This window comes from Brevundimonas sp. 357 (assembly GCF_003938605.1).
Classification (GTDB): Bacteria; Pseudomonadota; Alphaproteobacteria; order Caulobacterales; family Caulobacteraceae; genus Brevundimonas.
On record NZ_RHWX01000008.1, the window covers coordinates 14,975 to 38,908 of the forward strand.

At 69.3% G+C, this 23,934-nt stretch carries 26 protein-coding genes; 8 read left to right on the forward strand and 18 right to left on the reverse strand.

Annotated elements, in window-relative coordinates:
- Positions 1 to 2: 2 nt before the first annotated feature.
- The 9 genes from EGK63_RS08475 to EGK63_RS08515 all read right to left on the reverse strand — a co-directional run bounded on the left by EGK63_RS08475 (position 3) and on the right by EGK63_RS08515 (position 5,645).
- On the reverse strand, positions 3 to 218 hold the full coding sequence (locus EGK63_RS08475) for an EexN family lipoprotein (protein WP_054765305.1): 216 nt from the start codon (positions 216 to 218) through the stop codon (positions 3 to 5).
- Positions 215 to 943: a type IV secretion system protein gene (locus EGK63_RS08480; protein WP_054765306.1), complete on the reverse strand. Its 729-nt coding sequence runs from the start codon at positions 941 to 943 to the stop codon at positions 215 to 217. The genes EGK63_RS08475 and EGK63_RS08480 overlap by 4 nt, the downstream gene beginning before the upstream one ends.
- Complete coding sequence (locus tag EGK63_RS08485; RefSeq protein WP_224761366.1) at positions 940 to 3,315, reverse strand: VirB4 family type IV secretion/conjugal transfer ATPase; 2,376 nt, start codon at positions 3,313 to 3,315, stop codon at positions 940 to 942. The genes EGK63_RS08480 and EGK63_RS08485 overlap by 4 nt, the downstream gene beginning before the upstream one ends.
- Positions 3,308 to 3,643: a type IV secretion system protein VirB3 gene (locus EGK63_RS08490; RefSeq protein ID WP_054765307.1), complete on the reverse strand. Its 336-nt coding sequence runs from the start codon at positions 3,641 to 3,643 to the stop codon at positions 3,308 to 3,310. The genes EGK63_RS08485 and EGK63_RS08490 overlap by 8 nt, the downstream gene beginning before the upstream one ends.
- On the reverse strand, positions 3,636 to 3,818 hold the full coding sequence (locus tag EGK63_RS08495; RefSeq protein WP_054765308.1) for a hypothetical protein: 183 nt from the start codon (positions 3,816 to 3,818) through the stop codon (positions 3,636 to 3,638). The genes EGK63_RS08490 and EGK63_RS08495 overlap by 8 nt, the downstream gene beginning before the upstream one ends.
- Positions 3,818 to 4,117: a TrbC/VirB2 family protein gene (locus EGK63_RS08500; RefSeq protein ID WP_054765309.1), complete on the reverse strand. Its 300-nt coding sequence runs from the start codon at positions 4,115 to 4,117 to the stop codon at positions 3,818 to 3,820. Before EGK63_RS08500 ends, EGK63_RS08495 begins: the two co-directional genes overlap by 1 nt.
- The gene (locus EGK63_RS08505) at positions 4,114 to 4,728 is read right to left on the reverse strand and encodes a lytic transglycosylase domain-containing protein (RefSeq protein WP_054765310.1); all 615 of its coding nucleotides are present in this window, start codon (positions 4,726 to 4,728) and stop codon (positions 4,114 to 4,116) included. The genes EGK63_RS08500 and EGK63_RS08505 overlap by 4 nt, the downstream gene beginning before the upstream one ends.
- A 76-nt stretch (positions 4,729 to 4,804) precedes the next feature.
- On the reverse strand, positions 4,805 to 5,068 hold the full coding sequence (locus EGK63_RS08510; protein WP_054765311.1) for a helix-turn-helix transcriptional regulator: 264 nt from the start codon (positions 5,066 to 5,068) through the stop codon (positions 4,805 to 4,807).
- A gap of 82 nt (positions 5,069 to 5,150) precedes the next feature.
- Entirely contained in the window at positions 5,151 to 5,645 is a 495-nt protein-coding gene (locus EGK63_RS08515) for an XRE family transcriptional regulator (protein ID WP_207896357.1), read from the reverse strand.
- 233 nt (positions 5,646 to 5,878) lie between these two features.
- Here EGK63_RS08515 and EGK63_RS08520 point away from each other — a divergent pair, with 233 nt between their 5' ends.
- The 5 genes from EGK63_RS08520 (at position 5,879) to EGK63_RS08530 (ending at position 9,324) form a co-directional block, all read left to right on the forward strand.
- Positions 5,879 to 6,445, forward strand: a complete 567-nt coding sequence (locus tag EGK63_RS08520; RefSeq protein ID WP_207896358.1) for a GntR family transcriptional regulator — start codon at positions 5,879 to 5,881, stop codon at positions 6,443 to 6,445.
- Positions 6,446 to 6,514: 69 nt separating this feature from the next.
- Positions 6,515 to 6,640, forward strand: a complete 126-nt coding sequence (locus EGK63_RS16905) for a hypothetical protein (RefSeq protein ID WP_256375774.1) — start codon at positions 6,515 to 6,517, stop codon at positions 6,638 to 6,640.
- Between the two features lie 92 nt (positions 6,641 to 6,732).
- Complete coding sequence (locus tag EGK63_RS16910) at positions 6,733 to 6,858, forward strand: hypothetical protein (RefSeq protein ID WP_256371839.1); 126 nt, start codon at positions 6,733 to 6,735, stop codon at positions 6,856 to 6,858.
- A gap of 92 nt (positions 6,859 to 6,950) precedes the next feature.
- Entirely contained in the window at positions 6,951 to 7,607 is a 657-nt protein-coding gene (locus EGK63_RS08525; protein WP_054765313.1) for a lasso peptide biosynthesis B2 protein, read from the forward strand.
- A gap of 1 nt (position 7,608) precedes the next feature.
- On the forward strand, positions 7,609 to 9,324 hold the full coding sequence (locus EGK63_RS08530) for an asparagine synthase-related protein (protein WP_125900824.1): 1,716 nt from the start codon (positions 7,609 to 7,611) through the stop codon (positions 9,322 to 9,324).
- Here EGK63_RS08530 and EGK63_RS08535 read toward each other — a convergent pair.
- The 4 genes from EGK63_RS08535 to EGK63_RS08550 form a co-directional block, all read right to left on the reverse strand.
- On the reverse strand, positions 9,257 to 11,638 hold the full coding sequence (locus tag EGK63_RS08535) for a prolyl oligopeptidase family serine peptidase (RefSeq protein ID WP_054765315.1): 2,382 nt from the start codon (positions 11,636 to 11,638) through the stop codon (positions 9,257 to 9,259). The two genes, EGK63_RS08530 and EGK63_RS08535, sit on opposite strands and share 68 nt — an antisense overlap.
- A 6-nt stretch (positions 11,639 to 11,644) precedes the next feature.
- The gene (locus tag EGK63_RS08540) at positions 11,645 to 14,596 is read right to left on the reverse strand and encodes a TonB-dependent receptor (protein ID WP_082382648.1); all 2,952 of its coding nucleotides are present in this window, start codon (positions 14,594 to 14,596) and stop codon (positions 11,645 to 11,647) included.
- Between the two features lie 91 nt (positions 14,597 to 14,687).
- Positions 14,688 to 15,671 carry a FecR domain-containing protein gene (locus EGK63_RS08545; protein WP_224761368.1) on the reverse strand — a complete coding sequence of 328 codons (984 nt, stop codon included), beginning with the start codon at positions 15,669 to 15,671 and terminating at the stop codon, positions 14,688 to 14,690.
- Positions 15,672 to 15,681: 10 nt separating this feature from the next.
- A complete protein-coding gene (locus tag EGK63_RS08550) occupies positions 15,682 to 16,170 on the reverse strand; it encodes an RNA polymerase sigma factor (protein ID WP_054765318.1) in 489 nt (162 codons plus the stop codon).
- A gap of 483 nt (positions 16,171 to 16,653) precedes the next feature.
- On the opposite strand from EGK63_RS08550, the gene EGK63_RS08555 reads away from it, so the two are divergent.
- A complete protein-coding gene (locus EGK63_RS08555) occupies positions 16,654 to 16,896 on the forward strand; it encodes a helix-turn-helix transcriptional regulator (protein WP_082382649.1) in 243 nt (80 codons plus the stop codon).
- 532 nt (positions 16,897 to 17,428) lie between these two features.
- Here the strand turns inward: EGK63_RS08555 and EGK63_RS08565 are convergent.
- Positions 17,429 to 17,659 carry a hypothetical protein gene (locus tag EGK63_RS08565; protein ID WP_054765319.1) on the reverse strand — a complete coding sequence of 77 codons (231 nt, stop codon included), beginning with the start codon at positions 17,657 to 17,659 and terminating at the stop codon, positions 17,429 to 17,431.
- Between the two features lie 10 nt (positions 17,660 to 17,669).
- On the reverse strand, positions 17,670 to 17,819 hold the full coding sequence (locus tag EGK63_RS16990; protein ID WP_224761371.1) for a copper resistance protein CopC: 150 nt from the start codon (positions 17,817 to 17,819) through the stop codon (positions 17,670 to 17,672).
- A gap of 276 nt (positions 17,820 to 18,095) precedes the next feature.
- Here EGK63_RS16990 and copC point away from each other — a divergent pair, with 276 nt between their 5' ends.
- The gene (copC, locus tag EGK63_RS08575; RefSeq protein ID WP_054765321.1) at positions 18,096 to 18,458 is read left to right on the forward strand and encodes a copper homeostasis periplasmic binding protein CopC; all 363 of its coding nucleotides are present in this window, start codon (positions 18,096 to 18,098) and stop codon (positions 18,456 to 18,458) included.
- A 4-nt stretch (positions 18,459 to 18,462) separates the two neighbouring features.
- Positions 18,463 to 19,383 carry a copper homeostasis membrane protein CopD gene (gene copD / locus EGK63_RS08580; RefSeq protein WP_054765322.1) on the forward strand — a complete coding sequence of 307 codons (921 nt, stop codon included), beginning with the start codon at positions 18,463 to 18,465 and terminating at the stop codon, positions 19,381 to 19,383.
- Positions 19,384 to 19,412: 29 nt separating this feature from the next.
- On the opposite strand, the gene EGK63_RS08585 is transcribed toward copD, so the two are convergent.
- The 3 genes from EGK63_RS08585 to EGK63_RS08595 form a co-directional block, all read right to left on the reverse strand.
- Positions 19,413 to 20,549, reverse strand: a complete 1,137-nt coding sequence (locus EGK63_RS08585) for an acyltransferase (RefSeq protein ID WP_054765323.1) — start codon at positions 20,547 to 20,549, stop codon at positions 19,413 to 19,415.
- Between the two features lie 149 nt (positions 20,550 to 20,698).
- Positions 20,699 to 21,778 (reverse strand): PepSY domain-containing protein, encoded by a 1,080-nt coding sequence (locus EGK63_RS08590; protein WP_054765324.1) that lies wholly within the window; start codon positions 21,776 to 21,778, stop codon positions 20,699 to 20,701.
- A 7-nt stretch (positions 21,779 to 21,785) separates the two neighbouring features.
- Positions 21,786 to 23,918 (reverse strand): TonB-dependent receptor, encoded by a 2,133-nt coding sequence (locus EGK63_RS08595; RefSeq protein WP_125900826.1) that lies wholly within the window; start codon positions 23,916 to 23,918, stop codon positions 21,786 to 21,788.
- Positions 23,919 to 23,934: the final 16 nt, after the last annotated feature.

Here is a 23,934-nt window from a genome sequence, read left to right on the forward strand (position 1 = left end):
CCTCAGAAAGCCTGCTCATAGGCGCCCATCCGGGCGTCGCGCCGGGCCTCGGCCAGGCCGCGACGCGCCGCGTCGCACTCCGTTTCCGTCCGGCCGGCGTCGCAGGCGGCCACGACCCGGGCCGCCGCGTCCGGGTCGGCCGCGAATTTCTCGGCGGTTCGGTCCGGCGCACTGCAGCCGGCGAGCGCGACGGCGACGAACAGGGCGATCCGCGTCACTGGAAGGCCCTCTCGTAGACGCTCATGCGCGCCGTACGGGCGGCTTCGGCGCGTTCCCGGGCGCGTTGCTCCTCCAGCCGGGCCTCCGCCGCCTGGGTCAGGGCCAGGCCTTGCAGCCGCACCTGTTCGTTCTGGATCAGGGCCTGTTCCGCCGCGAGCCGCGCCTCCAGATCCATCACCGCCCGGGCGTTGGGCGCGGTGTCGAGCGCCGAGCGCAGCGTCTCCAGACCTTCAAGCCGCCGGTCGGCGGCTCCGGCCACCGCCTCGCCCACGGCGAGATCGCGCGCCGTGCGGGCGCCCGCTCGCTCGAGACTGTCCCGGTAATAGGCGCCGGCCGGGCTCAGATCGCCCGTCGGCGGCGTATACAGTCGGGTGTCGCGACGGATGGCGTCGGCGCGGTCGGCCAGGTCACCGAGCGCGCCGAGGTCGCCGTTCGCCGCCGCTCGCAGCGACCGCATATCGGGCAGGGGATTGCGCACGGTCGGCAGGCCGAGCTCGCCGGCCAGGGCGTTGACGTCGGACAGGTCGTTGAGACTGTCGAACAGCCGCTGGCCCTGTTCGACCTGGGTCTGCAGCGCTTTCAACTGATCCAGGGTGGTGCGCGCCTCCTCGATCATCTGGGCGAGGGCCCTCGGGTCGTGGACGATCTGCTGGGCCCGGGCGGCCGGAGCGCCAGCGACAACGAGGGCGACGACGGCCGCGGCGGACAGGATTCGGGCTCTCACAGGAACCTCCTCTGGTCATGGAAGGGGGCGCGCCATTGCGCGTAGTCGTCGCCCGCCTCGGCGCGCAGACGGTCGAGCAAGGCGACGGTCTCGGTCCGGCCGGACAGGATGGCCAAGGCGTCGTCCATGCCGCGCAGGTCGAGCTCGACCACCACGCTGTCGTGTCCCTGTTTGACCAGGAAGCGGTGCGACTCCGGGGTCAGCACCTCGCGGACGAGCCGGAACTCCTCCTGGGTCAGGCCAAAGCCGTCGATGTAGTCCCGGGCCTGGGCGTGGGCGTTGGGCAGGAAGATCTTGGTCGCGCACTGCTCGAGGATGGCATGGGCGATGGGCGAGCGGAGCGCGTCGGCCGGCGACTGGGTGCCGAACACCATCAGGGCGTTCTGCTTGCGCCAGGTCTTGAGACCATCCCGGGCGAGCTCGGTGAAGGCCGGATCGTCCAGCACCTTCCAGAACTCATCGATGTCGAGCACGAGGCGTCGGCCATCGACGCGTTCGGCGATGCGATGAAACAGATACAACATCGCGGGCGTGCGAACCTCGTCGTGGTCCAGCATCTGGGTGATGTCGAAGCCGGCGAACCGCGCCTCCAGGCTCAGGGCGTCCTCCTCATTGTCGAGCACCCAGCCCAGCGGACCGCTGCGCTGCCAACGCTCCAGCCGCGCGCCCACGCCCCCGACGTCGCCCTGGCCGAGCAGGCTGCGCAGGGCGGCGATGGATCGGCGCTCGCGAGGCAGGGCCTCCAGCGCCGCGACGCCCTGATCGATGGCGCGCGCCTCCGGAACCGTCAGGGTTTCGTGGGGACGATCGACCAGGGCGCGGACGAGGCGAACCAGGAAGGCGCGGTTCGCCGGCGTCGGGTCGAGCGCCTTGAACGGGGCGAAGCCCGTCGGCTCGCCGTTGCGCAGGGCGAGATAGGTGCCGCCGCAGGCGCGCACGAAGATCTCGGCTCCCCGGTCCTTGTCGATGAACAGCTGCTGGGCGTCGAAGCGTTCGAGCTGGGCCAGCATGAAGTTCTGGACGACCGTCTTGCCCGATCCGGACGGCCCGCAGATGAAGGTGTGTCCAAGATCGCCGACGTGGAAGTTGAACCAGAACGGCGATCCAGCCGTGGTGCGCAGCACCGCCACGGCCTCGCCCCAGTGGGCGCCGCGCGCCTTGCCGACTGGATGGGCGTGGAACGGCGCCAGGGCCGCGAAATTCCGCGAGGTGATGGCGGCGGGCCGGGTGCGGCGGGCGAAGGCGCCGGGGAACTGGGACCAGAAGGCCGCCTCCAGTCCGAGATCCTCCCGGGCCACGACCAGGCCGGAATCGGCGAGGATGGCGCGCGCCTTTGACAGGTGGTCCGCCAGGGCCGCCGGCGTATCGCCGTGCACGAGGATGGAGGCCTGGTGCTCGCCCATCACGAAGCGGTTGCTGACCAGGTCGTCGAGCGCGTCCGACAGGCCGATGATCTGGGAGGCGGCGCGATCGCGCGCGGAGACCATCTGGTTCTGCTTGCGCTCCATCACCGTCCGCGCGGCGGCCTTGGACAGGAAGGCGAAGGACTGGCTCGCCACGAAGCCGAAGCTGACGCTCAGCAGATCGTCCCACAGCCCCGGCCGGGTCGTCGCCGGATATTCCTTCACCGCCAGGACGCCGGCGTAGCGGGCGTCGGCGACGTCCCTCAGCTCCAGGGTTTCGCGGCCGAAGATGGCGCGCACCGTATGAACGGCCGCGCCGAGGTGGCCGAAGACGATCGGAACCGCCGAACGACGACCGGTCAGAACCAGCCGCATCACCTCCATCGGCTCGGAGAACCAGAGACCGTCGCGTTCATACAGGCCCAGCCGGCGCGGCGCGTAGCGGTCGAGATACTGGATCAGGTCCCGGCCCGCTTCCTCGATCCGCTGGAGGTGGGCGGTCTCGACCTCGGCTTCCGCCCGCCGCGCCGCCTTCAGACGACGCGCCAGGGCTGCGGCGCGATCGCCGGTCTCGCGGCCCGGGTGGAGGACGAGGGTGACGAAGAGCTCGTTGACCCAGAGCTGACGCTCCGCGACCCGGTCGTCGTAGAGCGCGCCCAGTTCGCCGGCGAAGTCCGAGCGGAAGCCGGAGGACCGCTCGAGTTTGGCCGGGCGGCGCACCACATGGTGCCAGACCGCCAGGCGATCGTCGGCCAGATTGCGCCAGGCCTGGTTCAGCTTGACGTGCCAGTCGTTCAGATCGCGCGCGTCCGCGGTCTCGAAACTGGCCCCGTCGATCTGGAAAACCATCATCAGGGCGCCGTTGTCGAGCGCCACCACGGCGTCGGAGACGTGGCGCGCGTAGGGCAGATGAGGCCGGGCGTCGGCCTCGCGCCGCAGACGCATCGCGCTGACGCCGCCCTCAGCCACGGGCCAGCTCCGCCGGACGATAGCGCCGGATCAGCGGAAGCGGCGTCGCCGAACTGCCGCCCCAGAGCGCGGCGTTGCGCGACCGGCCCTTGGTGTCGACATAGACGAACAGCAGCCGAAAGGCGTTGTGGTCCGCCCGGCAGATCGCCCGGAACACCAGGTGCAAGGCCGGCGCGACGAGCAGATAGAGCAGGCTGCCGCCGACCAGGAAGACGACGCCCGATAGGATGACGTTGACGCCCATGGCTTCCATGGGGACACCAAGGATCATGGCCGGTCGGGTGCAGGCCAGGAACAAGGGGTCTTCGGTCAGTCGCTCTTCAGCCATGCGGGCCTCCGGCGGACAGGCGCGACAGGGCCAGGCCGATGGCGACGCCGGAGGCGAGCCCGGCGAAGATCTGGGCGAAGCGCTTGGGCGAGATCAGCTTCAGGCCGAGCATCAGGACAAGGGCCAGGAGCGCTGACGCCGATCCAATCACGACCCAGGGGAGGGCGTCGTCCATCAGGCGCCGCCCGTGATCAGATTGACGATCTCGGCCGCGCCGAAGACGACCACGATGCCGAGCACCACGATCGCCGCGCGCCGCAGGTCGAACAGGCCGAACATCCAGAGAATGCCGACGACCACGACCGCCAGGACGGCGAGCAGCCGCGCGGTGTTGCCGGTCAGCATGTCGACGACGTTCTGAAGCAGGCCTTCGACGTTGGCGGAGGCGAAGGCCGGCTGGACCAGGATCAGGCTGGTCGCCAGGGCGATGGCGCCGACGGCGCCGAACCGGCGAGAGGAGACGGAGGCGGTCATTCAGAACTCCCGGTCTGGGTGGCGGTGAAGGTCAGGACCAGGCTGGTCCGGGCGCGCGCGAAGACGTCCCAGTCCGCCGCTGGCGCGGTCTGGACCGGGTCGGGCAGCGGCGCGGTCGCAAGGGGCTGGACGGGGCGCAAGGCCTGAACGCCGAGGCGGACGGCGGCCGCCTCGACCCGGGCGACATAGCCGTTGCGGAAGCCGCGCTCGGGATGACCGGTGTTGTAGCGGGAGAGGGCGATCCTCAACGTCGTCTGCGGATCGACGCCCTCGGCCGGCCGATAGCCCGCGCGAAGCACCTGACCGGCGGCGGCGAGGTTTCGGCAGGGATCGAAGGCCGCCTCGACCGACAGGCCGAGCCAGTCGAGGTTGTCGCTGTTGATCTGGGCCACGCCGAGATCGAGGTTCGCGCCTCGGGCCAGAAGGTCGCGCGCCACGCGCGCCGCCTCGGCGGCGTCGCGTGGCGTCCGCGCCGGCCGGGGGCCGCGGTTGACCCCGATGGCGTTCGGATTGAAGCGGCTTTCCGCATAGGCGACGGCCGCCAGGGTTTCGGGGGCCACCTGCGGGGCGCAGGCTTGGGACAGGCTGAGGATGAGGGCGAGGTCCAGCAAGGGAGGCTCCATCGTGAGCCCCGAGCAAAGCCGATGAGTGCCGGCCGCCGCGACCCGCGACCCTCCCGCCGGGCGTTTACGGTAGGAAGGGCCGGGGTTCCGGCGGTCGCTGAACCGCAGCGAGGCGGGCGACGGCCTGGACGCGGGTGCGGACGCCTAGGACGCGACAGGCGGCCATGAGATGCTCGTCGACCGTTCGGGGCGACAGGCCGAGCCGATCGCCGATCCTGGCGGAGGTCAGACCCAGAGCCGCCAGATCCAGACATTCCCGTTGGCGATCCGAAAGACGGTCGCAAGGTGAGGCGGAGACGGCGACGGGATAGGGCGTGAGGACTTTCATCCCCGAATCCAACCGCGCAATGGGTCCCGCGCGCCATTCCGCGAGTGTCGGACCGCAAGTCTACGACCGTGGAGAGGGTCCGCTACGCGCCGTCGCCGGTCCCATCCTCACGGGCAGGGGCCATCAACCGTCCCCGACGCTGTTCAAGCCAGGCCTCGGCTTCGGCGTCGCGCCTGACGGACTGATCGGCGAGGTCCTTCAGAGTTTTGGTGAAGGCGTTAATGATGGTGCGGGCGTCCAGATCGGCGATGGCGTCTCCGGCCTCTTCGTCGAACTCCTGCAGCGCCACGGCGAGGATGGTCGCTAATTTGTTGTCGGCGCACCGCAAGGCGAAAGCGGGCGACCCGAGGGCGAGGGCGGCGAGAATCCCATGCGGATCGCTGTCGGTGACCTCGGCGAAACGATGAATGCGCTCGAGGTTGATCCGACCGGCCCCGGACTCGAAATGCTCATAGGACCGCAACGCCATGTTCATGCCCTGGGCGATGTCCACGGCCCGCATCCGCCGATGAGACCGGATCAGCCGCAGGCTAGAGGAGAGCACCGCGTTCGCCGTCTGGGTGTGTCTGGCGTCCATGTCTCCAGTTACTCCCTCGCCTCCGGCGCCCGACGACCACGAAGCGAGTGCACCCCTACTGGTTGAAAAATGCCTCAGCGACGCGTCAAATGAAAGCCTAGAAAGATCAACAGCATAAAAGCTGCGGGTACCATGCAAGTTTCTTGCGGACATCAGTATAGGAAGCGCGTGTCTCGATCGCCCCGAAGCTTGCCGGTCGTCGATCTGCGTCACGGAGCGATATGGAGGCGGCCGTGAGACAGCGCGATCCTTTTGGCATGGCGCTGGCCAGTCTGCGCGCCGCGCTCGAGGAGGGTCTGGCCCCCGGCCAGCATCTGTCCGTGGTCGATATCGCCGCCTCGCTCGGCCTGAGCACGAGCCCGGTGCGCGAGGCCCTGTCCCGTCTGTGCGGCGAAGGCCTCATCGAGGAGCGCCGCGGTCTGGGCTATTTCACCCGCGCCGCGCCTCTCGAGGATGTTTTGGGCCTGCTTGATCTCGAGGCCGCCCATGTCCGTCTCGCGGCCCTTTGCGCGCCGGTCGCCCAGCCCCGGGACGGTTCGGACGCGGCGGTCGAGGCGTGGATCGACGACTTGATCGACGCGTGTGAGAACCAGCCCTTGATCGAAAGCCTCGTTCGCGTGCGCCGTCGCCTGTCGCCGCTCAGACGCCTCAACGGCCCGACCCACGCGGCCGCGGGTCCCGCGCCGGCCAGCGAGATCGAGGCCTACTACGCGCGCTGGCGGATCGCAGCGATGGGGCTTGCCTCGCGCGTCCGACGGATCGACCCAGATCAGTCGAAGTATACGCGAAATATAGTTTGAATCGATTTGCTTTCCGGCGCTGATGGTTCGTCGTCGACGTTTTGTCGACCTTCAAAACAGGAGACGACCATGACCAAGAGCACCTCGCGCCTCGTGCGCCTCGGGTCCGCCCGCACCATGACCCGTGCGGTCTCGCGCGGCGAATTCGACGAGCTGAATCCGGTGCTGAAGTACACCATTCCGCCCAGCGAATGACCGGACGGGCCGCTTCGGCGGCCCGGACGTCCGGGCCCGGCCTCGCCCCGGACGCCGCGACCAGAGGCCATCCTGACACAGGAGAGGGATCCATGAAGATCCAGAACGAGACGCGCGTCCTGCGTCTGGGGGCCGCCCGTCGGCTGACCCGGGCGATCCTGATGGGACCGTTCACCGAACTGAACCCGGCCCGTCACTGGACGATGCCGCCGGAATGAACCCAAGGGGGCCGCCCGGTTCCGGACGGCCCCGCCGGGTCCCGCCGGCGGGCGTACCAGCCAGGTTCAGCTGTAACAGGGAGAAGTCAGGAATGGCCGAAGCGCTTCGCTCCGAGGACGGTCACTGCGGCTGGCTCGCAGAGGGCATACACGCAGTTCGCGTCGGCGACGATCTGGTGCTGCTTGATCTCGCCGCAGACGACTATCTGTGCCTGACGGAGTGCGGCGATCTCCGGATCGAGGGACGGCGGGCTCTGGGATCGATGAACGATCTTCTTCGCCTGGCCGCCGAGGAATTGCTGCATCCCACGTCAGCGCTGGACGATCGCACCCCGCCGCCGGCCCTGCCGTCGGCGCGCCTTCCGCCCGCGCCACCGATCCGGCCGACGCTTCGAGATCTCATTACCTTCGGCGTCATCTGGGTCGATGCGGTGCGGCGTCGGCCGACGCTTCTGGACCTCAGCCGGCGATACGCCCGGCGTCGTGGTCGCCGGTCTGATCCCGAGGCGCTCGCCGCGCGGGTCGAGGTGTTCCGCCAGTTGCTGCCGCTGGTGCCCTGGACCGGCGCCTGCCTGCTCCAGGCGGAACTGCTGCTGCGCTTCGTCAACGCCGCGGATTTGGACGCGGACTGGGTCTTCGGGGTTCGCACCTTCCCCTTTCTCGCCCATTGCTGGCTCCAGAGCGGCGACCGGTGCGTCAGCGAGGCCCCGGAAACCCTGACCGTCTATCGGCCGATCCTGGTGATCTGAGGTGGGGGCGGATTGTGCGATTATTCTCGTCGGCGACAACCCGGCCGCGCTCGACGGCCTGGTCGCGCCCGTTCGACAGCGTCTGAGCCGGGCCGGCTGGTCGCGCAAATCACATGACCCCTTCATTCAGGTGTTCGCCCCGACCGGCGGACGGCTCGAGGTCGCCCGCGGGCTCGACGGGCACGGCGTGATGATCGGCGAGATCTACGACCGCGAGGGCCAGGTGCTGTCGCCGCGGGCGCGGGGCGCCCTGGGATGCCGGCGGCTGGACGCGGCGCAGGCTCGCGCGGTCTGTTCGGACCACTGGGGGCGATACCTTCTGGTCCGGCGGGTCGAGGGCGACGTCGCCGTGCTCCGTGACCCGTCGGGCGCTCTGGACTGCGTCGCCTGGCGCAAGGCCGGCGTGACCCTGATCTCGACGAGCGCGGCGGCGGTCATCGATCCCTGGCTGCCCGATGGGATCGCGCTGGACTGGGACGCGGTCGCCGCCCTTGTGGGCCGGCCCGGCGAGCACAGACATCGACTGGCCCTGACCGGATTGCAAGCCGTCGCCGGCGGCGAGCTGCGGGTGATCGGGGAGGGCGTCAACCGGGCGCAGCAGATCTGGCGGCCCGCCGAGGTGTATCGGGGCCGGGCCTCGCGTCCGGCACCCGATCTACGAGAGGCGGTGGAACGGTCGGTACGGGCGCTGGCGGGCGACAGGCGCTGGATCGCCGAGGTCAGCGGCGGATTGGATTCCGCCATCGTGGCGGGCGTCCTGACCGTCGATCAGCGCCGAAGGGTCGCCGCCTGGGTCAACCACTACGTCGACCAGCCGGAGGGCGACGAGCGGGATTACGCCCGGGCGGTCGCGGGACGGCACGGCTTTACGCTGACGGAAGTCCGTCGCGACGGCATCAGGCTCGACGCCGTCCGTCTGGCCGCGTGCGCCGAGACCTTCCGGCCGGCGGCAAACGACATCGATCCCGACTACAACGACGACATCGCGGACCGGATCGAGGCGACGGGCGGCTGGGGCTCGTTCACGGGGCAGGGCGGCGACGCGGTCTTCTTCCAGATGCCCAGCCTGCTCATCGGGCTGGACGAGATCTGGGAGCGGCGAGGTCGCGCGCGGTTGACGGTCCTGCATCGGCTCTCGCGCTGGCTGCGGCGCCCCCTGTGGCCGACGGCGCTGGCCCGGGACTGGCGCGAGGAGGTCCGCCAGCGCGCCGGCTGGGACCACCCTTGGCTCTACGATCTGAAGGGCGTCCCGCCGGCCAAGGCCTTGCAGATGTCCGCCCTGGCCTTCTGCCAGACCTTTCAGGGACCGGCGGTGCGCAGCCGCCTCGGTCCCTGCGTCAATCCACTGCTCAGCCAGCCGGTGGTGGAGGCGGGGCTGGCCCTGTCGGCGGTCGATCTGACCTGGGGCGGACGCGACCGCGCCGCCGCGCGCGCCGCCTTCGCGGACGTCCTGCCGCCGTCGATCCTGGATCGCCGCTCCAAGGGCGAACTGGGCGCCTATTATGGCGGCGCGGTCGCCGCGCATCTGGACTTCTTGCGCGACTATCTGCTCGGCGGCGCGCTGGCGGAGGCGGGGTTGATCGATCCCACCCTAGAGGATCGCCTCACCCGGGACGCCCTGCTCTGGCGCGGCGGGCATTCCCAACTGCTCAGTCTGGCGCTGACGGAGGCCTGGGTGCGTCGCTGGCGGGAACGGCTGGACCGCCGGATCCCCTGAGATGCCGGTCGAACCAGTCGCGCACTTGATCGTAGTAGAGCCGGATATTCCCCGGGCTTTGAACGCCGTGGTCCTCGCCGATCAGGAGGGTGATGGCGACGGGGCGGTTTAGACGGTGCAGGGCGCCGTAGAGCTGTTCCGACTGGCCGAGCATCAGGTCGTACTCTCCCACCACCAGAAGGGTCGGCGCGGTGATGCGGTCCGCCTGTTCGAACGGACTGTTGCGCCGATACCGGTCGGGGGCGCGCCAGTAGGCGTCGCGCATCTCGGCCTGGCCGGATTCCAGCCAGCGGGCCCCGGCCGTCGCGGCGAGCGCATGCCCGCCCTCCAGCCGCAGGGTCGAACCAACGTCCCCGATGACCGTCGAAAAATTCATCGGCCCGTTCAGCGCCACCACGGCGTCGAAGCGGGGCGACTGGGCTGCGCTCATCACGGCGGACCATGCGCCGAAGCTCCAGCCCCACAGGCCGATGCGGTCCGCATCGACCAGCCCTTCCGCCGCCGCGGCGTCGACGACCGACAGGATGCGCTGGGCGAGGCCGTCAGCCGGTTCCGGGGTCGCGGGAAGGTCCGGGATGAGGATGGCGTAGCCCGCGGCGACCATCAGCTGCGGCGCCAGCGACAGGCTGGTGGACTCCCGCCGCATCCACCACGGTGGGGCGGGGTAGGCCTCGCCCTGGTAGGGCACCACAATCACGGGCGGCGCCGCTGTCGGGTTCGACGGCGGATAGAGCCAACCGCCGGCGCCGCCGACGCCGGTGATCCGTCTGGGCGCCGCGACCGAGATCTCGTCGAGTTCGGGGTTCAGCCGCCAGACCACCTCCCGGCGAGGACCGCGCTGCAGGCGCAGCATATCGGGTTCCGCCTCAGAGACGCTCCGGTCGAGGCTGATCTCCCGGCTCCAGCTGATCGCACCCCCGGGGGTAGCCGCGACGCATCGAGACTCGGGCTCGGGATCGGCCCAGACCTGGCACAGTCGCCCATCGGGACGCGCGGCCACGGCGAAGGCCGCCTTCATTGGACCGCTCTGCGCCCGCAGTCCGAACGGACCTCGTGGGTTCACCGCCGACATGGCGGCCCCGAGATCGGCGCGCTCGCCGTCTGCACCCAGGCGGATGATGCGACCGCCGCTGGTGAACAGAACCGAGGACCGACCCTCGGCGACGAGCCGGGCGTCCGGAGACAGACTAACGAGCGGCGGGGCGTCGGCTCTGGCGACGAACCAGCCCTCGCGGGCTCCGGAGCGGCCCTTGAAGATCGGGGTCTCGCCCAGCCAGCCGCCCTCGGCCGTCGCCATGCCTTGGAAGTCGATCGGCGTGGTCGGGTGCGCCCCGGCCGGGGTGACGTCCCGCGCCGCGCCATCCGGAGCGACGGTCAGGATCCGGGCCGGTGCTTCGCCAATGGCCGCCACGAGAAGCGCGTGGGAGGCTGGCGACCAGGCGAGCAGGCTCGTCGAGATGTTGCCGGCCTCGGGCGGCCGGACGGCGGCCCCGGTGATCAGATCGACGATCCCCAGCCCCCGGGCGCGGCGCACCTCGCTCGCGGTGTCGGCGGAGGGCGGCGGCAGGAGGGGACCATCCAGGAGCAGCGCGGCGTATCGTCCGTCCGGGGAGGCCTCGAGGTCGAGGAAGGGGCCGTCGGCGATCGCGGCGGCCTCTCCAGTGACGGCGTCGATCCGCCAGAGGCGTCGCGCTGGCAAGGCTTCCGGTGGGCCGTCCCCTCCCACCGTGATCGCGGCCGGCGACCCGGCCGTCGCCGCCGCCCTCAGCGCCAGCAGGCGCGCTTGCTCGGCGCGGGGCCCGGCGAGTCTTGGAGGAAGGGCCCCGTCCGGCATGCCCAGCACGACGAGGGCGTCGTCGGAGAGCCATTCCAGGGACCGGCCCCAAAGGCCGAGCTCCGGCGCCACCTCGGTCCAGACCACATGTCCGGTCGCCATCTCGACGATCCCGAGCCGCCATTCGTCGTTCCGAAGCCGGGACACGGCCAGACGCCGACCGCTGGGTGAGAAGGCGCCGACAGAATAGCCGGCGCTTTCTTCCATCACCAGGAGCGGGCGCGGACGGTCGGGGGCGTCGAGGTCGATGCGGTAGAGCCGGGCGTACCGGTTGGCGCCTTCGGCCTCCAGATCATGGCGGGGGAGGTCGCCTCGGGCGCGCCGTTCCTCGAAGACGGCGACCGCGCCGGACGGATCGATCGCGACCCGTCCGAAGCTCTCCAGCCCTAGAATGACATCCACCGTGAGCGGCTCTTGCCGGGCCAACGCCGGGCACGCCGTCGCGAGCAGGCCCGCGAGGACGAGAACGACCATGCGCATGGTCGATCACCAGCGCTTGACGAGCTGAAGTGAGACCTGCCGGCCCAGCACATTGGTGTTGGCGGCGTCGTAGCCGATTCCCGCCGGTGCATCGTAGAAGGGCGGCTCCTCATTGGTCAGGTTGAGCACATTGAGAGTGAGCGAAAGACCTTCGCCCCATCCGCCCTGAAGGTCGTAGCGGACCTGGCCGTCCAGAGTGATCCACTCGTCGATCCCGCGTCCGTTGACCCGATCGCGTCCTCCGCTGACGTGGTTGAGGGCGCCGCCAAGGGTGAGCGGACCCCGCAGCCACTGGGCCCCGAAGCGCCCCCGCCACCGCGCCGGAAAGTTCGGGGCGCCGAGCAGGTCCTCGGTCGGGGACGCAGCGGTGACCGCCCGATCGTTGGTCAGCAGATGGGTCACGCTCGCGTCGAGCGAGATGTCGTCCGACCCCAGGGCGAAGTGATAGCGGGTCGAAAGATCGAGCCCCTCGACCTCCACGGCCGAGGCGTTGACGTAGCGGTTGTCGATGACGGCGCCGTAGGCGGTCGCCGGGAAGACGTTCGGATTGAAATTGCCCGGGTGGCTGAGCAGGGACTGGACATAGGCCCGGTCGTCCGCGTTGGAGCCGGGGCTCACATAACGGATGAACGGCGCCAGGGTCGGGTCGTTGAGGGCGTTGATCAGGTTCTCCGCGACCGGGGTCGCTATCCGGTCCTCGAAAGTCGTCCGGAACCAGCCGGCCTCGATCCGCAGCCCTTCGACGGCGGCGGGCGTCCAGACGAAGCCCGCGGTCCACGACTCCGCGGTTTCCGGGATGAGATCCGGGTTGCCTCCGTATTGGACGATGCTGATGACATTGGCGCCGGCGCGGTCCAGGAACACCGGGCCGATCCGGTAGGCGCTGTTCAACTCCCTCAGCGACGGGGCGCGGAACGAGGTGCCGTAGCTGGCGCGCAGGAGCAGATCGGGCTTCGGGTTGTAGAGGATGCCGACCTTGGGATTGCTGGTCTGGCCGATCCCCTCATGGTCTTCGATACGACCGGCGAGTGACAGCTCCAGCCGTTCGAGACCGGGCCGGGCGTTGTCGGGACCCACGAGCGGGGCGCGCAGTTCGACGAAGGCGGCCGAGACGTCGCGGTCGAACGCCGTCGGGGGGGCGACGCGCGGCGCCGCGCCGGAGATGAAATTCTCGCCGGAGGTTTCGAAGCGCTCCTGGCGATAATCGACACCGACGGCCATGCGCAGGTCGCCGCCCGGCAGGGCGAAGAGGACTCCGTCGGCCTTGAGATTGAAGGAGCCGACCGTGCTGATGTTCTCGGACCGGAGGTAGCCGGACCCGATAAAGGTCAACAGGGCCGGGCTATGGGCGGCGGGATCGCCATAGGGATTGAAATAGCCGTCGACCGCCGGGTTGAAGGGTGTCGACGGATTGTTCGGCGTGGCGCCGAGCGCCTCGTCGAGCCGGGTCGTCTGCACTCGGTTCGAGGCCGTGAGCCCGGTGGTCTCGCGACCGCCGCTCAGATAGGCCGCGAGGTTCCATCCGGCGAGTTCGCCCGTGATCCCGACGGCGCCGCCGACGCTGCGTGAGAAGCCTTCGTCACGGCCTGGCCCCAGGTCGTTGGTGAAGGAATAGGCGATCTCCTGGTAAGGCTCGCCCGCCACCGGCACGAAGAAGGGATTGTCCGGCGTCACGAACAGGATTCCAATGTCGGCCACCGAGTCCTGGCTGTAAGACCGGTCGGTGTAGCGAAGGTCGCCGTCCAGACTGAAGCCGCCCGGAAGGTCCTGCCGACCCGCCACGAACAGGCTGTGCCGGCGCTGGTGCGGCAGGCTCCAAAGACCCTCCATCTGATTGGTCAGGTTGACTTCGCCAGGGCGAAAGTCTCCGGGCGTTAGGCCCACGCCGTTCTGGTTGCGAGGGACGGCGTAGACCGGTTCATAGGATCCGCTGACCGGATCGAACGCCATCAGGTTGCCCGGGGCCGCATAGGTGAAGCGCCAGTCCGAGCCGCCCAGCGGGCGCAGGTCCGCATTCGCGGTTGCGCGACGGTCGGCGGCGCGCAACTCGCCGCGGTCGTGGAATTCGTAAGCGGCGATGAGGCCGCCGCTGGACCAGTTGAAACCGCCGCTATGGGACAGGAGCGTCTCCTCGGCCCCGCCGTCGCTGGTGCCGCCGACGCGCAGCCGGGTTTCCGCGCCGTCGAAGCGGGACTTCAGGATGATGTTGACGACGCCGCCGACCGCGTCAGCCCCATAGAGGGCGGACGCGCCGTCGAGCAGCACGTCCGCCCGGGCGATGGCGCTGCTGGGAAGATTGGAGATGTCCGAGAAGTCGCCGGCGCTGCCCGTGCCCGCGATCCGCCGACCGTTGACCAGCACCAGCGTTGCATCCGCCCCGAGACCCCGCAGGTTCACCCCGGTCGCATAGGCCGAGTTGCGGCTCGTGCGATCCGCACCCGTCCCGGCCGACCCCTCATAGGCCGCCCCGGTGAAGTTCTGCGGCAGGGCGGCGAGAGTTTCCGCGACTGTTGCGCGGCCTTGCCGGGCGATGTCGTCCTGGGTGATCACGGTGACCGGCGACGGACTGTCCGCGCCCCGAAGATAGGTCCCCGTGACCACGACTTCCTCAAGCTGGGTGGCCTGCGGTTCGGCTTCGGCGCGGGCCGAGGGATCAACGAGCACAAAGACCGTCGGACGGCTCTGGCGATAGGTCAGGCCCGTCCCGCGCAGGAGCTCCGCGAGCGCGGCCTCAGGGGTGTATTCGCCGGTGAGGGCGCGGGCCTGTCGGCCGGCCACCAGCGCGCTGGGATAGAGGATCTGAAGTCCGCTCTGCTGGGCGAACACAGGCAGGCTGCGCTCGAGCGGACCGGCGCCGATGCTGAAAGTCCGGACGGCCTCGGTCGATTGCGCGATGACCGGCGTCGCGACACCCAGCATGAGCGCGGCGAGCGCGGTTGAAGTGAACCTGTAACCCATGATTTCCCCCTCGTTTCTACCCCCGGCTTTGCGGGGCGTGGAGGAGACGTTGGGTCGCGGGGCGTCCCCTAAGTCCGGGCGCAGATTATTTTCATGCCGGCCCGGAGAGGACCAGATGGCCGTCGGCCGCCGTGGCGGCTTCCAGATGATAGAGGTCGCGCAGGGCGGCGACGAAGCCGTCGACGTCCCCGGCGTTGAAAACGCCGCTGACCCGGATCGACGAGATGCGTTCGTCGCGAAGCTCGATCGGTTTGGCGGTGTAGCGGTTCACCTCCGTCACCGCCGCGGCGATCGGCGTGTTCTCGAAGGTGAGCCGGCCGACGGTCCAACTGGTTTCGGCCGGGACATTGACCGCGATGACCCGGGGCGTCGGACCCGAGGTCGTGACCTGCTGGCCGGGAGCCAGGGTCCATTGGGCCGTCGGCGAAGACGGCTTGTGAACGTCGACGCGCCCTTCGACCAGGACGACACGCGCCCCGGAGCCGGATCGCCGAACGTCAAACCGCGTGCCGACGGCGGTGACCTCCGTGTCGCCCGCCTGGACAAGGAAAGGCCGCTCGGTGTCGCCCTCGACCTCGAACATGGCGCGTCCTGCAGCGAGCGTGACCACGCGACGGTCGTCGGTGAAGCGAACGGTGACCCGGGAGTCCGTGTCGAGGACGATGCGGGAGCCGTCTTCCAGCCGCACGGTGCGTTGCTCGCCGATGGCCGTAGCATAGGCGTCTGGCCGCTGCAGGGACCACCAGGTCAGGCTTCCGGCTCCAATCACAAGCGCCAGGGCGCCCGCGACGCCGAGCGGGATCAGACGGCCGGCGTCGCGCATCCGACGCCGCGGGCGCGCCCTTTCAATCCGACCCAGGGCCTCGTCGGCGAGCCCCGCGATCGCCGGGCTTTGCGCCAGCGTTCCTGCCGCGTCCCACATGGCTTCGAGACGGCTGAAAGCGCGGGCGTTCTCCGGGTCTCGCCGCCATTCGCTGAAAGCCCTGATGTCGGCGGTCGTGACCTTGCGCTGGTTCAACTTGCTGAACCAGTCGGCGGTTTCCTTACGCCTGATGTCGGCTTCAGCCTCGATCATCATCCGTTGCCTACAGGTCCAGCCGAGACGCGCAGTACTCGAGCGCCCTCGACATTCGCCATTCCACCGTTTTCACGCTGATCTCGAGCGACACGGCAATCTCGGGATAAGTCATACCGCCAAAGCGGTTCAAGACGAAGACGTCGCGGTAGAGTTGCGGCATGGACCTGATAACCTGCTCGAGAAGGACTTGGTCGAACTGCGGCGCGGCCTCGGCCTCGGCAGGTCTTTGGAGCGCTTGGCTCTGGCGGCGGCGGCCCTCTCGTCGGCTTTCATCGCGGACCAGGTTGAGGGCGATCCGAAGCAGGAACGCCTTTGGATGTCGGATGTCCGACAGGGCGTAAGGCGCCGCTCGGAGATAGGTCTCCTGAACGACATCCGCCGCAGCGTCGGCCCCGATGTGAGAGCGCAACCGGCGATCTAGCCAGACGGCGTAGCGCCGGTAGAGACGGTTGATCCCGTCCTGCGCCTCCGCCACTAGCGGCTTCGTATCGGTCACCACGGATCTCCGACCCCTCGACGAGAGGGACGGGAATCCCGGCGTGGCCGCGCGATTCTGGGCAGGCGCGCGGACGCGCGCCCTCAGAAGGCGGCAACCGGCTCACGCGCAGAGCGGAAGCCGTCGATGATTGATATCGCACAGGGGATTCCAGGCCCCTGCCGACGCGAAGGTCGGCTTGGTCAGCATGAATCAAACGGAATCCCGAAGCAAGCGGGAGGGGTCGGGCGTTGGAATCCTCTGCGATCGAGGCCCGTTAATTCAGCGGACAGCGCCGCCTCCGTCAGCGACGAACCCCGGCTCCTGCTGCGCGCCTATTTCGCGGCGCCCGACGCCTCCGTCGTAGGCCCAGCCTGTCTGCGGTTCAACCGGCGGGAGGGCCGCCAGACCGCAAGAAACCTGCGGGCGACCCGCAATTCATCGACGTTGCCCGCGTCCGAACTAGCCGTGTACGGAAGAAGTCGGACAACCGGTGGTGTAGTAATGGAAGCTGTCTCCGAAGATCCGGACCGTGGATCGCCCGCTGTCACCCTGAGCCCGCGCGAACAGGAATGCCTGCAATGGGTCTGTCGCGGAAAGAGCTCGTCCGACATCGGGGTCATTCTGTCCCTGTCGCCCCGCACCGTGGACAGTTATCTCGAGAAGGTCTGTTCGAAACTCCGGGTCCGCACCCGGATCGAGGCGGTCGCGTCAGGGGTGCGGCGCGGTCTGATCGACCCCGGATGAGGGAGGGGGCGGGCCAGGAACTTCTGTGATGAAGCCCGGCGTTTCACCGTCGATCGCCGCCGACACTCTCGCGTCCCCTGGCTCTCGATCGGCGGCTATCGATCCCGGAACCCGCCGCGCTTGATCCTATACCGCTTCCACGCACTTCGCGAGCAGCCTTGACCGGATGACCTTGAGGGGAAAAACACCCAGATGCCCAAGTACGCGCCCCTCGCCACATTCCTTCGCCGGCAAAAGCAGACGACTGTGACGCTGACGTTTCGGGACATCGAACGGATCGTCGGCGCCCTTCTCCGAAAGCCGCAACCGCCGACGGCTGGTGGCGCGAGGGTCCGTCGGGGCCGTCGGCGCCTCAGCACATTGCCTTGGCAGAGGCAGGGTTCGTCGCTGAGCCGCAGGTACGCGGCGAAGTCGTGCGTTTCGTGGGGTCGCCTCAAAGTCGCGTCGTGCTGACGGATGTCGAGCCGAATCCGAAAGTGCTCGGTGATCGTACGGCTCCGGGTGACTCAGGAGACGACCGGCGCCGCTTGCGTCAATGAGGGTCGGCGGGGCCCTGAAGCGCCGGCGCGTCTGACGGAGCTGCCGTCGGCGCCGGCTGGACCGGTTCCGCCGGAGCTTGATCGGACTTCATCTTGTCGCAACAACTCATGGCGGCATTGGCCGCCATCTCCGTGCAGCACTCATCAGCTTGAGCGGCCAGGGCCGCTCCCGCGCTCAGAGCCAGGATCGCGCCGGCTGCGGCCAGCAGGTTGGAAACTCTCATTCGTTCCTTCCTAATCAACCATAAACCTGACCGAGCCAGTAGTCGTATGACCATTCAGACGCTCTGCGGCCCAAACCGCGGTATAGGTTCCTGAGGCGAGGCGCGGAAGCGCGGTGCTGGCTGTGGCTGCGGGCGGAACCAAACGACCGTTGACGACCACCGGGCCTGGCCTTGAGCGGTGAGGGTCACCGTCTTCAGCATCATGGGATGGACCATCGGGGCGTCGTTCACCCGGGTGACTTCCACCCGCTCGTAGGTCCGAAGCGGATCGGCTCGAAACTGTATCTGAGCGGCACTAAACACTCGGACGTCTCGGACAGGAGGTGTCTCAGGTCGGGATGAAGCAGCTGCGGCTTTGTGTGATCTTGAATAATCGAGGGGAAGATTTCCAAGGCGCGTAAGTGACAGTAGGGGCGTCCCTTCCAAGGAGTTTGAGTTGACCCGTTTCAAGATCGCATCACTCGCCGCGACCGTCGCGGCGCTTTCCCTGGTCGCCGGTCAGGCGGACGCGCACGCGCGTCTCGTGAGCGCCACGCCGGCCGCCGGCGCCGCGGTCGCGGCGCCGCGCACCATCAGTCTGACCTTCAGCGAGCGCGTGGCTCCGGCCTTCTCGGGGTTCGACCTCGTCAACGCCGCGGGCGCGACCATTCGTGTCCAGACGCGGGTGTCCGAGGACGGCAAGACGATCTCGGGCGCTCCGGCGAGGCCGTTGGCGACCGGGGCCTATGTGGTCAACTGGCGGGTGGCGTCTCCGGACGGGCACCGGATGACGGGGTCCACCAACTTCTCGGTCCGCTGATCAGATGGAGACAACGGTCGTCCTGCTGAGGCTGGGGCAGTACATCGGCGCCGTCCTGCTGTTTGGCGTCCCCCTGTTCTTCGCGTTCAGGATGCCCATGTCGGACGCGGCCGCCGAGAGGTGGCCGCGAACGACGCTACTGGTCGCCGCCGTGGCGACCGTCTTGGCTGCTCTCGCCAACCTAGTGGTCCAGACCGCCGTGATGGCGGGATCGCTGACCGATGCGCTGAAGCCGGAGTCGCTGTCCTACGTGGCCTTCGGCACGGGCTTGGGCGTCGGCTTCCTGGTTCGCGCGGCGATGGCTCTTCTGGCCGCCGTGCTGCTGCTCAGCCCGAAACCGGGACGCGGCGGCTGGATCGCGCTGACTGTCGTCGGCGCCGTGTTGAGCGCCAGCCTGGCCTGGACCGGTCACGGCGCGGCGACGGAAGGGGCGGGCCGCTGGCCGCATCTGATCGCCGATGTCGTTCACGCGCTCGCCGCCGGACTCTGGCTCGGCAGTCTGGTCGCGCTGTTCCTGATGCTGCGTACCCGCCACGGGCACGCGGCGGGCGCGTCGGTGACGCACGCCGCCCTGGAGGGGTTCTCCGGTCTGGGAACGCTCGCCGTCGTCCTGCTGACGATCACGGGTCTGGTGAACAGCGCCTATCTCATCGGACTCAGCCGGCTCGGGAGCCTGTTGACGACGCCCTACGGCGTTCTTCTGGTCCTGAAACTCGTCCTGTTCGCCGGCATGCTGGCCCTCGCGGCGTCGAACCGCTTCGTCCTGACCCCGCATCTCGGATCGGCGCTTGAGGATGAGCAGGCCCGTCCGCTCGCCTTGCGCCGCCTGCGGCGCAGCCTGGCTTTAGAGACCGTGCTGGCCGCCATGTTGCTTCTGATCGTGGCGATCATGGGCACCCAGGCGCCCCCCGCCGCCATGATGTGAACCTCGCCGAGGTTGTGCGAAGGACCGGCCTATAGCGCGGGAACGGGCGACTTGGCCGCGGCGGAGGTCGATCGCGTCTCCGAGTTCGGACGATTGAACCAGACCTGCGTCGGCCGGTCGAAGCCGTAGCGGAAGACGGCGGCGCCGCCGAAAGCCGCGGCCAGGCCGACCGCCCAGGCGGTCCATTGCACTAACGGACTCCAACTCCGCCAATCGACGGCCTCGAGCCCGCCGAACCACACGATCCGGGCCACTTCGTTGGTCAGGAAGATCGCGAACGCCATCAGGGCGAGGTGCTCGACCAGCCTGGACGGGCGCCGGACCGGCAAGGCCCCGGTGGCGAAGATGATGACGGTCAGGAGGCCGAGGGTCGCCAGATTATTGGGTCCCAGAGCCTGCAGACCCGCCACAGCCACCAGGGCGAAACCACCTAGACCGGCCGCCAGTCGGGGCGGACAGTAGACGTGCCGCGCAAACAGAGCCACGGCGACGCCGAGGGCGAACAGCGGAAAGGCCCGCAGGAAGCCGAGCCGCAATGGCATCTCGTAGATCGGCAAACCGAAGGCGGCGTGGGCGGCCAGGTTGGCGGCGAGCAGCCCGCCGACCCCGAAAGCGAGGATCAGCCATGGGGACAGGCCGCGCGCCGCGCGAGCGAGGAAGGGCAGGCTGACGTAACAGCCCAGAAGCGCCGAGAGCGTCCAGGTCGGCGCGTTCCATCCCTCTCCGCCGGGCACCCCATAGGCCTGCACCAGGAAGAGCTGGGCGGGAAACCGGGACCAGTCGAACCATTCCGGGTGGCTGGGTGTCTGGCCCAGGATCGCCGCCGCCAGTACCAGCCCCGCCAGGGCGAGGCTGACGGTCATGTGGGCCGGAACCACCCTGAGAAAGCGCTGACGGTAGAAGACGGAAAGCGGAATTCGCCTGTCCGCGAGCCGCTCGCCGTAGACGCGGGCGAGAACGTAGCCGGAGTCGATGATGAAGAAGTCGGTCAGCAGATATCCGCGGTCGAAGACCGGATGGAACAGCGGCAAGGGGACCGGAGCGGCCTCGCGGAAGTGATAGAGGACGATCATCGCCCCTACGACGAAACGCAGAAGATCGAGCCAGCCGCCGCGCGCGATCGGCGGCGGGCATCGGCGCTCAGGGTGTGCTGGATCTTCCGTCATCCAGCCATCATCCCCTACAGGCGCCAAGGAAGGCTTGCCCGACACGGTGAACGAGGCCTTGCCGCCGGTGGTCCCGCATAGGGGTTCGCGCGGGGCCGTGTGAGTGCATCAGGCCTGGAGTGGCGACCGGCGGAGGGTAGGGCCGTGGATCAGGCAGACCCTTCCGCTCCCTCGCGCGCTTGTCCTCGGCGGGTCGGTTTCGACCGAGGCGAGCGCCGTCGGGGTTTTCCCAGGAATGCCCAGGCGCCGACCAGCCCCAACGCCGCCATGGCGACGCCGCTGAGCGCCGTCACCGCGTCATAGAGCCAGCCGCCGACCGAACTGGCGTGCAGGGGGTAGAAGGCATTGTAGGCCCGCACGCCGCTCGGCAGGGCGTTGGCGTCGGAGGTCGCCACCGCCCGGCTGGTGGCCGGATCGATGGTCACGGTCGTGCGGCCGTTGGGGTGCCACTCGCCGGGCTGCTTCAGACGGATCGTGGCGGGCCTGCCCGGCGCGGCGGGGCGGACGGCCATGCGCGGGGTCGCTTCAGGGAAGCGGGCCTGGGCTTCCGTCAGCGCGCGAGCCCAGTCGACGTCTCCCGTCCCGACCACCGGCGCCGGCGGCGCCGGGACGGCCCCCAGCAGGGCTTGGGTCGTGCCGTGAAAGACGATGGCCCCTCCGGTGAGGCTGAAGACGACCAGCGGGATGGCGAAGATCAGGCCGAGATTACGATGGCTGCCGATCAGTTCGCGCCGGGCCCCCGAGCGGGGCCAGACCCGCCAGCCGGTGGCGCGCCAGGCGGGAATCCAGACGATCAGGCCGGTCAGGATCATCAGCGCGAGGGCCAGGCCGGCGCCGCCGGCGACCAGCTTGCCGGTGTGACCGGCCAGCAGCTCGTGGTGCAGGTCGAAGATCCAGGTCTCGGCTCGCGCCGCGCCGCGCCAGCTGTCCACCACCTTGCCGTCGGCGTCGGCGTAGCCGAAATCGTCGTCGGCCAGGTAGAGCCGGTGAACGCCGACCGCCCCGCCCGGCAGGACCACCGAGGTGAGGCGGGGCTCGGCCGCCTCGAGCCGGTTGAGCGCCGCACCCAGACGGGCGGCATCGAGATCGATCTCGGCGCGCGCGGCGGGGACGGTGGCGCGGATCCAGTCGTCCTCGAACACCAGCAACGATCCCGTAAGGCCGAACAACACGGCCAGGATCGAGAGGGCGGTCCCGGCCCAGGCGTGGAACGTGCGGATCGCGCCCATCACCGGCTCAGAAACTCTGGGTCAGGGTCAGGGTGGCCGTGCGCCCGCGACCGGCGAAATAGCGAAGGTTGTCGGTCGGGCCCTGAGTGTCGGAGAAATAGGAAATGTACTGCTCGTCTAGCAGATTCTGAACCCCCAGCGACACCGCGCCGAAACCGGTCTCGTAGAGGGCCACGGCGTCGAACACGGCATAACCCTCGAAGCCGTTCGCCGCGGGCTCGCCGTCGAAGTCGCGCGCGAGGAAGGTCTGGGCCTGAAGGCGCAGGGCGATCGGGCCTGTCTCGTACTCGCCCCACAGCAGCAGGCGGTCCGGCGAGATGTTGGCCCCGTTCAGGTCGCGGTCCAGGTCGCCGTCGCCGTCGCTGTCGCTCTGGCCGTCGAGCGCGGCGTAGCTGCCGCCAAGGGTCAGGGCGTCCGTGGCGCGCCATAGACCCTTCAGCTCCAGTCCATCAATCCGCGTGGGCTGCCGCTGCACCTCGAAGATGCCCGAGGGCAGGCGGTTCAGCAGCGAGCCGCGTTCGGCCTCGGACCGGAACACGGCGGCGGACAGCTCGACGCGCGCACCGCGGTATTCCACCCCGACCTCGGTGTTGTCCGACACGACCGGTTCGACGTTGAGGAAGGTGTCGACGTCCTGGTTTGGACGGTTGATGCCGCGCAGCACCCGACCGACGTCCGGCATGGTGAAACCCTGGGCGAAGGAGCCGTGGACGAGGAGAGCCGGCGTAACCTCGAAGGCGGCGCCGACGTTGAACAGGGTCTCCTCGAAGCCCGGCTCGCCGCCCGCCACCGTCTGAGGGCCGTAGGCGTACAGGGTCTGGGAGTCGTCGACCTTAAGCTTCGCCGATTCGTGCCGCACGCCCGCCGACAGGCTGAGGCGGTCGGCCAGGACCGACTGATTCAGCTGCAGGAAGGGCGACAGGCTCTCGTAGGCCGTCTCGGGCACCCAGTTGCGCCCGGTCAGGATCAGTTCCTGATAGGTCCGGTCGCGCAGGCCGTCGAGGCCGACCAGTGCCTTCAGGCCCGTCAGGCCGGGAACCTGGCCCTGCCAGTCGATCTTGAAGCCCAGTTTTTCCGAATTGTTGGCCGACTGGTCGAACAGGGTCCCGACCGGGGCGATGCGGGGATCCTGGAAGTCGGGGAAGCTGCCGCCGCCGAATACGCCCTGGTAATCGTGGGCGAAGACCTGGGCCCGCAGGACGCCGCCGAACAGGTCGCGGTCGGTGTAGCTCAGAGCCGCCGATGTCACGGCATTTGACGGCTGCCTACCCGGTGCCGCGCCGCGCACGGCCGTGGTCGGGACGCCCGTCGCCCGGTCGCCCGCCACGGTCACATAGTCGCCGTCGCCTTCCAGATCGAACCGGTTGACCCAACCCTCCAGCCGGCGATCGCCGTCTAGATCCCAGCCGCCGCGCGCGAACAGCGAGAGGACCTGCGAGTCCTGCACCTCGCCCTGGGCGCCGTCGAAGCCGATGCGGCGGCCGTCGGCGTCGTAATAGGCCCCGCGGGTTTCGAAGACGGCGCCCAGGGTCAGGTCCAAGGCGCCGAAGTCACGTCCGCCGATGGCGGCGATCTTGGCGCCGACGCCGTCGCCCTGCAGCTCATCGTCGGTTGTGATCTGGGCCATCATCCGGCCCGTCAGGCCTTCGCCCTCGGCCGGCGTGCGGGCGGTGACGTAGTTGACCACGCCGCCGGTGGCCCCGACGCCCTGGATGGCGTTGGAGCCGAAGATGACCTCGACCCGGTCGATGAAGAAGGGATCGATGGTGTAGCCGTCGCGGCTGTCGTCGCGCAGCGGCGTCGACTGCGGCACGCCGTCGACCAGATAGAGCGGCGAACGCCCGCGCAGCGTCTCGCCGAAGCCCGACAGCTTCTGCCGCGTCGGCGAGAAGGAGGGCACCAGGGCCGCCACCGTGTCGACGGCCGAGGCGGCCAGCGCCGTCTGCTGGGCGATGGCCTCGGCGTCGATGAGCTCGACCGTGGCGGCGATCGCGGAACGGGGGGCTTCGATCCGGGAGGCGGTGACTACCACCTGATCCAGAAGCGTCGTGTCCGGGGTGGGGTCCTCCTGAGCCGCCGCGGGAAGCGCGGCCAGCAGCAGCGGCAGAAGGGCGCCGGTGGCGAGGAGACGAGGGGACATGGAGCACTTCAGTGGG